Raw genomic sequence first — 12,052 nt, forward strand, 5'->3', positions numbered from 1 at the left:
AAAAAGAAGCGTGTTGGCCGCTTCTCGGATCGCCGCACTGTTTTGGCGCCGTATTCGTACATAATTGGTCACGGCGCACCGTCCAACCCACGGTTCTGTATTTAATGGACGATGTTGCAGCCGTACTTGTGATTTCAAAGCTGATTTTTCCTGCCTCCGTTCTTACTTTGGGGGTTTCGGCTTTCGCTGCGAAAGGAAAACCCGAAAATAAAAAAGAGCATGCCAGAAGCACGCTCAACGCCGATTTTATGAATTTGTTTTTCTTCATCTATTCCGAGTCCGCCTTTCTGATGAAATAATTGCGGAATAAACTGGCTCCCGGATCGACTTTCAATGTACTGCCCCAATCGCCGCCAACATTCGTGGAAAGAGAAATATCCGCGTAACCTTCGTACCAAACCTGCTTATCGAATTTGCGGTCATTGGGGAACCGCTCATCGTACAGCAAATTTTTACTTTCCGTGAATGAGTTGAATTTGATTCTGAACTTGGAACGTACATAATTATTTCCAAACCCGTCTTTATAGATCATGGAAGGCTCGGGATCAAGGTATCCTTCAATTTGAATCTTGTTTTCTTTAACCCAATCCACATACCGCCGGATGTATTTCAATTCCGCATTGGAGCTTTGCACCTTCGTGGCAAATACCGCCTGCGCCCAAGAATTGTCAATCGTTTTGTAATCTACGTTCAGCCAGAGTGCACCAAACGTTTTCAGTCGGCTCATCCATATATCCACGTTTTTCTTATTGAATTCCGGTAGGGTTGAATACAATACCGATGAAACCTTGCTGTCCGTAGGATGCGAGTAGGGATAGGCCATTTCATAGGCTTCATTCGGCACATCGGCCAGAATGTACGGGTAATCTTTCGCGTTCTTCGGCAAATGGGTTGTGCGAATCAGACGGCCCCATTCATCATACTTCTCATTGGCTTCTTCTTGTGTGGAAATAAAGACGGTCGATGTTGGGCTATCCCAATTCACTTCCGCCCCCAGCGCTTCGCTGACAAAACGCAGCGGGACAAACGTCCGGCCGCCGCTGGTGATCGCCTGCGAATCGAAAGCCACCTCTTTGCCGTTGACGAGCGCCTTGCTATCACCGATCGTAAGCACAATATGCAGGTCGTCCCGCTCAATCGGTACGGTCATCGTTTTGGGCTCCCAGCCTACGTTTGCGCCCATCTGTTCCGCGATGAATCGAATCGGCACGAGCGTCCGGTTGTTTTCATCGACAAATGCTTGTGCATCGGGAAACCAGATTTTTTGTCCGTCCATAACGACGCTGACAAAAGACGGAGGTCGGCTCGCCGCGCTTGCTGTTACGGTGAACAAGCTGCAAAGCATCGCGGCGGCAAGTCCTGCAATTATCCATTTTCTCACGCCATTTGCTCCTCTCTTGATAGGGGTCATGACAAGTTTGGAAGATTTCGACTGACACGTTCATCATAGAACCGATCCGACGGCGTGTCCACTTTCCGAAACATCGCCGTCTCGTTAAGATGGCGAGACCGGACAGTCCAGCGGCATATAGCCTTTTTGCGCGGCCGCTTTTTCGCTGGAAAACGTCTCTTCCACCGGATAAGTAAAGCCGCATGTGCTGCGGTAATACACCTTCATGCTTCCTTTCCTGGCTCCGACAATCTCCGGCTTCTTGAGCAAGCGGCTTCCGCCGAGGGCGTAATTGTTGTAAAACTTGCCTCCCATCGGAATGCCCTGGATGAAAGCAAGCACCCCGACGTCATCCACGGTATTGTTCCAATCTTCCTGTGAAATCGTTGGCAATGTAAACGTGTAGGAGAGACCAAATCGGGAAACCGATTCGTTGTGTTTATTGATCCGGTACGCGAGTTCGTCTTCAATTGCGCGGACGATGGTGCTCCGGCGCACCTGCTCAAATCGCTCCGCATCCTTTAATAACGCAATATTCGTCTGCTGCCCGACGTCGGCCCGCAAGCCTTCGTGCCAGCTCCGGCTGATCGCATCGTAAGCGAGGACGAAATCATCCAGCGTGAACGAAAGGCTGTTGCCCGTTGAATCGGCGTAAGCATACGGCTTTTTCGCTCCCCAAACCGGTTTCTGTTCCGTGTGCCCATCGGCTCCCGTCCACTCCTCCTCGGCATAGACGTAGAAGCCGTCGTAACCAATCACCGCAATAGCCGGGATATACACCGACTCAACACGCCTTGCGCAACGGGATCGTCGGCAATGCCGAAGCTTGCGTACAGCGTCCGATAAAAAGCGGCAATCGCCTCGTCCTTGTTCAGCGCCACCCGCTTGGCCGATTCGTATTGCGTCTCCCGCTGCTGGTTCGCATTGACGGTCAACATCCGCGCAGCATCATCCACCGCCGCATCCAGCGCGGTGTTATAGCGCAGCTCGGAGAGTAGCGCCTTCCGCTGCGTTTCGACCTCGATCCGGTTCACGGTCGCAAACGGCAGAAAAATAAGCGCTCCGACAATGGCCCATTCAATCAGCCTCATTGCGCACCACCCCGCCGTAAGGAATGAAGATTTTTCGTTCGGACTGATGGCCTGGTTCAGAAAATCGAACAGGATCGTGCCGGGAGTCCGGTTCGTATTTTTGACGGTGACCGCAAACGTGTCGCCGGCCCGCAGCTTGTAACGTCTCGCCGGATCGTCTTTTGCGGCCGCGCTGTTCGGGAACAGCACAGGCAAAATCTGCGCGTTGTAAAATAGGTCGTAGTGCACTTCGTAGCTGCCCCGAAACGTATCCGGCCTTGTCGGGTCGTCATAAACCGGCACGTACTTTTTGCTGCCGTGTTCCATTTGCACATCGAAGGTGTTGCCCGTTGCCGCAATCGCCTCCATAAAGTCCGTATACATGGTCGGCGACACAAAGCCTTTGTCCCGCACCGCATCCACAAATGTTGTCGTCGCCCGCAGGACGACCAACTCCGAAATATCGTCCTGCTGGTCGAAGGCTGCGGAAATGGGGTAGAGGTAGAGCAAAAGAACGGCAATGAACGCCGCGAAAACTTTCGAGAAACTGTTCATGGCATTCTCCTTAGCGCAAAGCAAAAATGAGACGCAGCAGCCGCCCGGACGCATCCCGCTGGGCGACTGCCGTATACCGGGCATTCAGGCGAATGCCGGCGGGGACGAACGGGTCCCGATCGAGCGGCGGCGCGTATCGAACGCCGTCCACCACAATTTCCGCGTCTCCCGTCTCCAGCCGGGCAATGGATTGCGCTACCTCTGCGCCGGATACGGTGCCGTCGCCGGCAATCGGCGAAAACGTCATCTGCATGTTGCGATCCAGCGACTTTCCCGACACATAGGCGGTGGCGTTCAGCGCGGCCCCGGTTTGAAAGAGCAGCAGTCCGCTTGTTACGGCCATCAGAAAGAGAAGACAGGCCACGCTCATTTCCAGCATCGTTCTGGGGGCATGTTCCATCGGCTTCCTCCTTGGAAAAACTGGGCGTCCGTCTATACCCGAAAGGACGCCCCATCAGCGTTGTGATGTCAGTAAGGGCGCTTACTGCTGCCGAAACACGATGCCGCGAATGACGTTGCTGCTATCGTGCACCAGTTGCGCCCGAAATTTGCCGCTCGGATTGACGTAGTTGATATTCGCTTCATCGAGCGCATGGCTCAGTTGCCCCGGCGCTTCACCAACCACTGAGCCGTAGGTCACACTGTCGATTGGAACACCCGTGTTGATCACCTTGCCGTACCACTGACCTGCCGGATTTTTCCCGGTGACAATCTGGATGCCGAACTCTTCTTTATCACTGAACTTGCGCAGCGCGTTGACCACCTGACTGCCCGACAACGTCGTGTTGTCGTACACCGTAAACGCCGTTTGCGACAGCTCCGTCTGGATATTGCTGAAATTGCTTTGCGCCGCCTTGGTGGAGTCTTGCGCGGAAATAAACAATACGACGGCGAGGGTAATGAGCGCGATGGCAAGAAAAATGCCTGCCGCCATCACGAGTGCTTTTTGCGCGTTCGACATGAACCGATCTCTCCTTCAAATTCAAAATGGTGTAGGAAATAAAAAAAGCACTTCCCGTTTGGAAAGCGCCGCAACATGTCCGCTTACTGAATGCGCTGAAGCTGTTCGTAGTATACGGACATCTGGTGCAAGCTGACGATGACGAGCGGAATGACCAGATAGCCGAAAATGAGAGCCATCATCGGCGCAAACCCGATCCATTTTCCCCAGCCTGCCTTTTGCTCGATCAATTGCTCGTACTCCTGTTTGCGCTGCTCCTGCGCGTAAGCCTGTTCCGACTCCAGGTCGTCGAACGCTTCCCGGATCGGCAAACTTTGCGCAGCCAGTTCCAGCTTTTCGACCGTGCGGACGAACGGCACAAACGGCGCATCCTCTTTCAGCTGCGCCAGCGCCTGATCCGCGCCCTGTTCGAAATGGAGCAAGCAGGTTTGCAGCGGTTCCTTGAACACGCGGGCAAACTGTTCCATCCAGATGAGCAGATGCTCGACCGACATCCGGTCCATATCTGCCAGCATGGCGATGACGGCATGCAGTTGATCCACTTCATGCTTCATCTCCATCTGCCGCATGCGCCGCTGGAACAACCGAACGCCGACCGGCATGGCGTAGCCGCCCCATCCCGCGAGAGCGGCGAGGAGCGCTTCCCACCACTTCACATAATGATTGTCCAGCTTCGTGAGCTTGACCATAATGCGCCGAGCCGCGGCGCGAAGCTGATCGTCCTGGCCCGTCATCGGCGATTCGCTGCGGAGCAGGGCCATCACCGTTTCTTCGGTGCGATGCTTCACCTCCTTTACGCGATCGATGATGCGGCGATCGAGCGCCGCCGCCTCGCGCGTCTTGGCTTCCTCCTCCGGCGACAGTTGGCCGAACAGGATGCCCAGCTTTACCGGCGCATACAGGATTTGATGCCGGCTTGCGGCATGAAGCGCCATAAACATCCCGAGCACAGCCAGAAAAGCCATGCCCGCCGCCACGATGCGCTGCACATAGAGCCATTCCAGCCGAAGCGGCGACGCGGTGTCTTTAAGCAGCTTGACCATACGGTCAGCTTCCCGGGAACCGGGGGCGGGACCGAAACGATGCACAAGCCAGCGCATCCATGGCCATTCGTAAACCCGTTTCTCCCATCTTTTCCGGCCGGTTGGTTTTGGACTCACGTCCAGTTCCTGAATGTTCCTCAGCAGAACGTAGGACAGCCATACGACCGCCATCAGGCCGATTTTCACGATCCAGCCGGTCGTGCTCGCATAAAAGGCGTCCATGGCCGGAAAGTAATGGCTGGCCCAAGCTTCGATCGGCCGGGTAAACAGCAGCGGCAACAGCGCGATGGCGGTCAGTCCTTGCAACAGGAAACTGAGGCGCTCGCGGCGCAGCAGTTCCAGATTCAGTTCGGTCGCAAGCTTCCCAAGCGCCTTCAAGTACACGGAACCGGTTGCGGTTCGTTTGTCGCCGTATTCCTTCACCAGATGCGACAGCCCGGCCAAGCCCTGCAAATAGCGGTTCGGCGCGCTCTCGATATACTGCGCCAGCCGCTGCTCGGCGTCGCTTGCCGTGAGCACTTCGTATATTTCGTGTCCGTGCAGCGCCATCTCATACGGCGCGCCGTCCGCCGCTTCATAAACGGCTTCTTCCACCATGCCGTGCCGATGATAATGATGACGCACATCCGAAAAAAAATGCCGGAGTTGCCGGAGCAGTCGCGTCTCCAGCCGATGGACCAGATTGTCCGAAAGGATTCCGTGGCCTACCCAGAAGCCGATGCCAATCATGCCGAGCGCGGCCGGGTCGCGCACGCCGAGCGCCAGCGGAACAGCCGCCGCGAGCAGCACGCCCCATATGAGGAGCGCCGTCTTCATCGTTTCCAGCCGCAGCTTCCATTCGTCGCCAAGCTGGAGAATGGTCATTCGTTTGCGAAGTTGAAGCAAATAACCGCGCAGGATCGGCACGCGTTCGCATAGGCGATACAACTGCTGCAACACGCTGTACATCGTTTGCTTCTTGCGGGCTTTGCCTGGTTTGCGCAGCGCTTCATACCGCCGAACGGCCTCCACGTCCGAACCGTGACGGGATACCCATTGAAACATCGCCACCATCGCGAGGAACAGCACCGTCGCCGCGCCGAGCAACAGGGACAGCCATTCAATTTTCATCGCTATCCCCCCAGTGAACCGCCAAAAACGCCTCGAACGCCGCCTGGTCCGGCCCGGCGAGGCATGCGGCGATTTCCTTGCGGCTTCGCTCGGACAACGGATGAACGGCGACATAGCTTCCGTCCCGGTATTCGATGACGTTCCGCGCGACATAAAGCGGGCGGTCCGTCGAGCGGCGGAAATATTCCAGCATCGTCTCCATGAACGCCGTCATTTTCTCCTCGGTCGTCGTTTTGTGGCGGAACGTCTCCGGGTAGCCCGCTTCCTGCTCCACCGGGACGCATTCGGTAATTCGTTCAATGTAGCGATGTCCGTCCGCGTCCCGCCTGAGGTGAATGTCGAAGTTGATGACGCTGACGACCTGCTGCTCGGCCACTTTTTCGTTCGTAAACACCCCTGTCTTCAGCAGCGAGTTGCGCAGCGAATAGACGAGATCGCGGAACGTTTTGGCATGATGCGTAAACAAGGTGAACAGCGAAGCGACCTGCGCCATCTGCACCATCCAGGCTGCAACCGGGTCGGTCGCCACTTCTCCCAAAATATTGACCGAGCCGTCCGTTTTTTCTGGATGTCCAGACCGTCCTGCCCGGAGATCGTTTCCGTTTCCCGCAAGCTTAAAATGTTGCGTTCCCGGTATATTTTCCGAAGCTGAAGCTCAAAGCTCATTTCCTGCACCCGGATCGGCAAGATGGCCGGAATGTAGCGCACCATCGCCATCAAGAGCGTCGTTTTGCCGCTGCCCTGTGCGCCGGTGATGGCCGTGATGCGCTCGCCCATGACGAGATATCGGATCAGTCCAATGGGCAACTCTGCGTTGGCGTCCTGAATCAATTGTTCCAGCGCTGCGTTTTGCACATCGAATTTGCGCACAAAAAAAGCCCACGATTCGCTGAACCGGGGGCGCAGCACGACGACGCGGGAGCCATCGGCCATTTCGTTCACCTTAAAGCCGTTCGCTTCGGACAATTGGCCGGGAAAATTATGTTTGTACACGTTCTGGCACACGCGCCGGAGTTCTTGCTCCGAGCCGAAGGACAGAAAGCTTAAATGAATGGATTTCCCTTTATAAAACAGCCACACGCTGTCATGTGACCTTGGCACCTCGCGCAGCAGCGCTTCTTCCTCCAGGCTCCATTCGCCTTCCCACATCGAGGGCGGGATGCCGGAAACACCGCCCGATACGCCATCGATTTTCATGTCACGGATTTCGTCGATGACGCTAAACCCTTTGTACTGCTGGTAGATCCGCTGCACAACGATCTGGGTTTTGTCCTCGGTGGGAAGCTTGTGTACTTCCCGCTTGTAGATGTCGCAGATTTCGTCGGCGGTAATCCGGTACGACTCGGTCTCTTCGTCTTCCATACTCCGTTTGGGGCGATCCAATTCGTATTTTTGAATCAGTTCGTCCAGTGCTCTCAATCGATGTTGTTTCTTAAACAGATGGAGCAAAATGTCGAACTGATCTTGCGGCGATAATTTTTTCGGATCGTCAAACGGCAGGAGGCGATTCAGGTTATTATCGTCCAGATGGTAGCGCTGCTCGAGCAAATCAGCGATGACCTGCTTCACATACGCCTTGTCCCGCAAATCTCCGGACGTGCAGCCCCGCAGCGCCTTCTTCAGTTCTGCGCGCTTGTTTTTGCGACGGCGGTATTCTTCTTCCGACAAGCCGAAGTCGATCAGGCTGCTGCTCGTCATCTCGTGCAGCGCCTCTTTCACGAACGCGGTCATCGCTTCCAGCGTATAGACCGGTTTTTCGTCCGGCTGCTCCGGCAAGCGGCGGCTCAAACGCAAATAGAGCAAGACGCCGATCGCAATGAGGATGCCCGCCAGAAGCAAAGCGTTCAGCGCGAACATCATCGGTCATCGTCCTCCTTCCCGCCGAAAAGAGGCTTGTTTCGTCCGACGTTGTTGATGATCGCCTGCGCCAATGCCCGCACCTGTTGCATAAAGGGATAGTTTTCATGATCGCGCGGCACCTGCCGGTTGCGAAATAGAAAACGGACGGCTTCTCCTTGTTGGGTCGCATCCAGCCAGCCCGTATTATGGACAATCGGGTACGCGGGCTCCCGCCGATGGAACTGGCGCTTGATATTTTGAACGGTCAAAGCGGAGCGAGGATCATATTGTCCGAATACAAGCAAATGCTTCCGGTTGGACTGAAGCTGCGCCTCCACCAGCGAAAAAGCTTGCTCCAGTTTGAGCATGTTTTGCGGCAGACAGGCGACCAGCAAATCCGCCTGACACAGCAGCGCCTGTGTCCACACCGACAAATTGCCGCTTCCGCCGTCCAGCAACACCAGATCGTAAGCGCGTTTTGTCAGTTCCAAGAGCGGCACGAGCCAGTCCTGTGCCGACGAAACAAACGATACGTCCGGCTTGTTCGATCCCGGAAGGATGTCGAGGCGCTCGGCGAGCAGCGGCAGCGTGTAATCCCGAAGCAATTTCGGTTCGAGCTTGCGGTTTTGCAATAGCCTGAGCAGCGCGTCGATTCCTACATCGGATGAGACGTCCGCTTTGTTCATCCAGGTCCGCCTTGGATAAAAGCCGCGTTCAATGGCTGCATATTCGCTTTGCAAATGCCCAAGCAGCAAAAGACGCGAAGAATATTCAAGACCGAGCAGCGCGGCGGAGGCGATCAGGTTGCTTGTCGTACCGGCTTGTCCCGAAATCGGACTCCAAAACACCACGGTAAAACCCATTGCTTCATCTCCTTTCGTGCGACTTTACCGGATTCACGCGCGCTTTCGTGCACGCGCCCATGCCCGCCGGGCCGTTTTGGCATCGCAATCAAACAACTGTTGCAGCATGTCGAGCACGGTCCGGCGATAAGTTCCAGTCAGCTGCCTGATGTCGATGCGGCCATGATGCTGGTTGTCGAGCTCCACGGACATGTCCCGTTCGTCCAGCGGAAAGCGGAACACGGTATCCTCCCAGCGTACAGCCTGCTGCGGCAACAGCGAATCGAAATACGACTCAGGTATGGCGATCGGCAAGGTAGGGGTGATCAGTTTGTAAAACGAAAGCGGCTGACCCTCCGCTTCGTGAAGGCACAGCCGCTGCATCAGCTCCGCGTTTTTATGCATGCCGAGCCGACTATAATTGCTGCACCACACCCGCTTGTCATAGCCCGGCAACTCTCGTCCTTTCACAAATTCCGTGTGATCGGTGTCGAGCAGCATGACATCGTAGGCCGCTTCGCCTTCGGCTTGAAGCAGGGAGCGTTCCAATTGCGCTCGCGTGATGAGCCCGGTCGCCACATCGATGCCTTCAAATTCCCGCAGCGAATCGCCGAATTCTACTTGCGGCAAATAGCCTTGCATGGACTGGGCAAGGGTGGAATCCACGATCAGCACCTTTCGCTCCATCGCCGTGAGCAGCTTGCCCAGCACAAGGAGCAGGTGGCTTTTGTCCGGCGCGCCGAAAAACACGACTTTTTCATGACGGCCTCCTTTACTGGTTAAAAATGTTCTCCAGTTTATCTGTGCCGGGCGACTCCCCTGAGGGTGAAGATGGCGCTGACTCCGCAGGCGCTTCCGGTCGATTCCCATTCGTCGTTGTCGAACCGGAAGGGGAGGGGAGCGGATGCGCGGCCGGCGGTTCGCGATCATTCGTAGCCGTTGTGCCCGACGGTTGCGGCACGGATGGCGTTTCCCGTAACGTGTTGCCCTGCTGCGTAACAATCCGCTCGTTTTGCAGTTGCTGCTGAACCGTCACGCTGCCGCTTGTCACGCGCAGTTTGTCCGACTCGCTCATGGCTTTCAGATTGTCATCCAGTGTCGTTCGCAGTTGGCGGGCAAGCTCGGTTGTCGCTTTTTCGAGCAGGTTCGGATCATGTTCCATCAAATCAAGCACTTTCGGATTTGCGGGATAATTGACCGCCGCCGCTTCCTGCAATCCCGGCTCGATATACGGCAGGGCATACAGCCGTGCGCCTTGCAAGTAGGCATCGATAATCGCGCTTGACGTTTGCAAAATATCCTTCTCGTTCATTTCGAGCCAGATGACCGTTCCTGACAACTCCCGCGCTTTCTTCTTCGCTAACAGGACATAATCTTCTCCTGTCGGGAAGTTGATTCGCACGTCGATGTACTGTCCCTTTTGTAGATTGGAGGGAAGTTGAATGACATGAAATTCTTGCACCCGCAAATCCTTCGGGATCGGCGTGCTCTCGTACAGCATAGATGGCATCAGAGGTGTTCCGGGCTGCAATTCGATTTTGGCGCTTTTGCCGATGGCCGCTTCCCGTTCAGTAATCATCCCGGATGGCACCAGACTCGCGGGCATCGGGACGGACTGGAGATCCTCCGCCGTGACGGTGCCTCCGGCCGGAATGGTTCGTGCCACGGTCCAGACATTCCTGCGCGATTGTTCCTCTATCGTTTTCAGTTCCTTGATCTGCCTTTCGTAGTGTTCCTTCATTTGCTGCTGATTCTGCTCTTGCTCCGATTGCTTTTTCAGAGAATATATGACCGCAGCCACAAGTAAACAAACGCTTATAGCGATCGCGGTGATAATTAGTGCCTTGCGGTGCCGATACGTCCACGACATCGCTCACGTCTCCTCTCAATCAATCTTAAACTGCTATCGAAACTTTTACCGGGCATCGTCACGGAGCTTCTGCTTTTGCTGGGTCGCAGCCTGATGCTGCTCCAGCTTTTCTTGCGCCCATGCGGGCATATGCTCCGGTGTTATTAAGCCGATAAAATCTTCCCGATTCCAGCGAGACTCTTCTCCGGTATACAGATTTAACACATAGACGGCCCGACCTCGGGAATAGGCAGAGGTGCCAAAACCGCTTAACGCCAGCACAAGCTGATTAACTGCGGTGCGATATTCGGGACGCAGCCGTTCCGGCCGGATGACGACAACCTGGTTGTCAATGCGCATGTCTTCGCGAATCGGCTGACATTCTGCCTGGGTAAGGGGAGTTAGGGGCACCATGACACTGGCCCTTTCTTCTTTGAGATCCTCCAACTCCCATTGCACACGGGAAATGAAGTCATTCATGGCCTCAAGATAATCTGCGCTGGCCGCAATCGCGTAAAAATGCTCGACACCCAAAGAATTGTTTCGGGTGCAGGTACAAACCATGTACGGACGTTCGGCATTGGTTTCGTCTATGCCAAGCAGCACTTCCACCTTCCCGATGGAGATGGCCTGAACGACTTCGTAGTTGTCCACCATTCGCTTCATTTCTTCCATCGTCCGTCCTCATTTCCTGGAAAGTTGCGGTCATTCTTCGTTCTCCGGCTTCGCTTTGATTGGCCGGCTTCACGAGATTTCTTGTTTCGCGTGTGCGGCTGCTCGGCCTCGTCCTCCAAAACTTCAAAGCGGTTGAAACCCGGCCTTTCTTGCATCAGGCGCTCATATTGACGACGCCTCCCTTTCGTGAAATACACCATGAATCGCCTCCCCAAAAATGGGCATAAAAAAGCTCTCCGTCCTAGGGGAGAGTGCCTGCCGAACAGGATACATGCTAACGTTCCTGTTCCCGTTGCCGTTTTTTATACCAGCTTTCCAACAGTTGTACGATCAGGTCTTCCTTTTGCTTTTCGGTAAAGTCCCTCGGGAAGAAACGGTCGATCCGATCGCGCCGAATGGTCATCTTTTCTTTCTGGTTCGGCTTCTCCTCCGTGAGAATTGAGAAGATGACATCCACGTTAAGCCGCCCGTCCTGGCTCAGTTTTTCATGCGCTGCGCCTGCGCCAGCGAAGGCGTGCAGTCTTCGGACTGCATCGTTTCGTACAGGGCTTGCTGTTCTTCTTCGGACAAGTAAGAAAGTTCTACGGCCGGATTGAAGGCGATTCGTTTATCGTCCACCATTTCGAGAATGGAGGGGGTCAGTTCGGTAAGGCGGATATATCTGAATATTTGGTTCCTGCTCTCTCCAACTTGCTCCGCCAAAACTTCACTAGATTTT

The 12,052-nt window shown here is 55.1% G+C and carries 14 protein-coding genes and 1 pseudogene; 1 reads left to right on the forward strand and 14 read right to left on the reverse strand.

The genetic code is table 11. The features are described from left to right. A partial coding sequence (locus PACILC2_RS22505; protein WP_213530992.1) for a hypothetical protein occupies window positions 1–299 on the forward strand: 299 nt, incomplete at its 5' end. On the opposite strand, the gene PACILC2_RS22510 is transcribed toward PACILC2_RS22505, so the two are convergent. The 14 genes and pseudogenes from PACILC2_RS22510 to PACILC2_RS28160 all read right to left on the reverse strand — a co-directional run bounded on the left by PACILC2_RS22510 (window position 269) and on the right by PACILC2_RS28160 (window position 12,036). Continuing rightward, on the reverse strand, window positions 269–1,381 hold the full coding sequence (locus PACILC2_RS22510) for a copper amine oxidase N-terminal domain-containing protein (protein WP_062410482.1): 1,113 nt from the start codon (window positions 1,379–1,381) through the stop codon (window positions 269–271). The two genes, PACILC2_RS22505 and PACILC2_RS22510, sit on opposite strands and share 31 nt — an antisense overlap. A 114-nt stretch (window positions 1,382–1,495) precedes the next feature. Beyond that, the gene (locus PACILC2_RS22515; protein ID WP_307860684.1) at window positions 1,496–2,170 is read right to left on the reverse strand and encodes a hypothetical protein; all 675 of its coding nucleotides are present in this window, start codon (window positions 2,168–2,170) and stop codon (window positions 1,496–1,498) included. Continuing rightward, a complete protein-coding gene (locus PACILC2_RS28955) occupies window positions 2,146–3,015 on the reverse strand; it encodes a hypothetical protein (protein ID WP_307860685.1) in 870 nt (289 codons plus the stop codon). The genes PACILC2_RS22515 and PACILC2_RS28955 overlap by 25 nt, the downstream gene beginning before the upstream one ends. 10 nt (window positions 3,016–3,025) lie before the next feature. Further along, window positions 3,026–3,415, reverse strand: coding sequence for a hypothetical protein (locus PACILC2_RS22525; RefSeq protein ID WP_062410479.1), 390 nt, complete (start codon window positions 3,413–3,415; stop codon window positions 3,026–3,028). 81 nt (window positions 3,416–3,496) lie between these two features. Beyond that, the gene (locus PACILC2_RS22530; RefSeq protein WP_041052829.1) at window positions 3,497–3,976 is read right to left on the reverse strand and encodes a hypothetical protein; all 480 of its coding nucleotides are present in this window, start codon (window positions 3,974–3,976) and stop codon (window positions 3,497–3,499) included. An 83-nt stretch (window positions 3,977–4,059) separates the two neighbouring features. Continuing rightward, a complete protein-coding gene (locus PACILC2_RS22535; RefSeq protein ID WP_062410478.1) occupies window positions 4,060–6,129 on the reverse strand; it encodes a hypothetical protein in 2,070 nt (689 codons plus the stop codon). Continuing rightward, a pseudogene (locus PACILC2_RS22540) lies at window positions 6,119–7,989 on the reverse strand (pilus assembly protein CpaF). The gene PACILC2_RS22535 and the pseudogene PACILC2_RS22540 overlap by 11 nt, the downstream one beginning before the upstream one ends. Then, a complete protein-coding gene (locus tag PACILC2_RS22545; protein ID WP_062410476.1) occupies window positions 7,986–8,831 on the reverse strand; it encodes a ParA family protein in 846 nt (281 codons plus the stop codon). Before PACILC2_RS22545 ends, PACILC2_RS22540 begins: the two are co-directional and overlap by 4 nt. Window positions 8,832–8,864: 33 nt before the next feature. Continuing rightward, window positions 8,865–9,560: a hypothetical protein gene (locus PACILC2_RS22550; RefSeq protein WP_244863763.1), complete on the reverse strand. Its 696-nt coding sequence runs from the start codon at window positions 9,558–9,560 to the stop codon at window positions 8,865–8,867. A 22-nt stretch (window positions 9,561–9,582) separates the two neighbouring features. Next, window positions 9,583–10,551 carry an SAF domain-containing protein gene (locus tag PACILC2_RS22555; RefSeq protein ID WP_244863764.1) on the reverse strand — a complete coding sequence of 323 codons (969 nt, stop codon included), beginning with the start codon at window positions 10,549–10,551 and terminating at the stop codon, window positions 9,583–9,585. Between the two features lie 174 nt (window positions 10,552–10,725). Further along, on the reverse strand, window positions 10,726–11,334 hold the full coding sequence (locus tag PACILC2_RS22560) for a hypothetical protein (protein ID WP_062410473.1): 609 nt from the start codon (window positions 11,332–11,334) through the stop codon (window positions 10,726–10,728). Further along, on the reverse strand, window positions 11,322–11,534 hold the full coding sequence (locus PACILC2_RS22565; protein WP_062410472.1) for a hypothetical protein: 213 nt from the start codon (window positions 11,532–11,534) through the stop codon (window positions 11,322–11,324). The genes PACILC2_RS22560 and PACILC2_RS22565 overlap by 13 nt, the downstream gene beginning before the upstream one ends. A gap of 74 nt (window positions 11,535–11,608) precedes the next feature. Continuing rightward, a complete protein-coding gene (locus PACILC2_RS28155) occupies window positions 11,609–11,791 on the reverse strand; it encodes a hypothetical protein (protein ID WP_280515373.1) in 183 nt (60 codons plus the stop codon). A gap of 20 nt (window positions 11,792–11,811) precedes the next feature. Next, window positions 11,812–12,036 carry a ParB-like helix-turn-helix domain-containing protein gene (locus PACILC2_RS28160; protein ID WP_280515374.1) on the reverse strand — a complete coding sequence of 75 codons (225 nt, stop codon included), beginning with the start codon at window positions 12,034–12,036 and terminating at the stop codon, window positions 11,812–11,814. Between the last annotated feature and the right edge of the window lie 16 nt (window positions 12,037–12,052).

It is taken from the genome of Paenibacillus cisolokensis, from assembly GCF_018403665.1.
Lineage (GTDB): Bacteria > Bacillota > Bacilli > Paenibacillales > Paenibacillaceae > Paenibacillus_AH > Paenibacillus_AH cisolokensis.

Coding starts and splice junctions, on each gene's coding strand:
- PACILC2_RS22555 (WP_244863764.1), bottom strand. CDS start 10,551: ATGAAGGAACACTACGAAAGGCAGATCAAGGAACTGAAAACGATAGAG.
- PACILC2_RS22560 (WP_062410473.1), bottom strand. CDS start 11,334: ATGGAAGAAATGAAGCGAATGGTGGACAACTACGAAGTCGTTCAGGCC.
- PACILC2_RS22565 (WP_062410472.1), bottom strand. CDS start 11,534: ATGGTGTATTTCACGAAAGGGAGGCGTCGTCAATATGAGCGCCTGATG.
- PACILC2_RS22525 (WP_062410479.1), bottom strand. CDS start 3,415: ATGGAACATGCCCCCAGAACGATGCTGGAAATGAGCGTGGCCTGTCTT.
- PACILC2_RS22545 (WP_062410476.1), bottom strand. CDS start 8,831: ATGGGTTTTACCGTGGTGTTTTGGAGTCCGATTTCGGGACAAGCCGGT.
- PACILC2_RS28955 (WP_307860685.1), bottom strand. CDS start 3,015: ATGAACAGTTTCTCGAAAGTTTTCGCGGCGTTCATTGCCGTTCTTTTG.
- PACILC2_RS22530 (WP_041052829.1), bottom strand. CDS start 3,976: ATGTCGAACGCGCAAAAAGCACTCGTGATGGCGGCAGGCATTTTTCTT.
- PACILC2_RS22535 (WP_062410478.1), bottom strand. CDS start 6,129: ATGAAAATTGAATGGCTGTCCCTGTTGCTCGGCGCGGCGACGGTGCTG.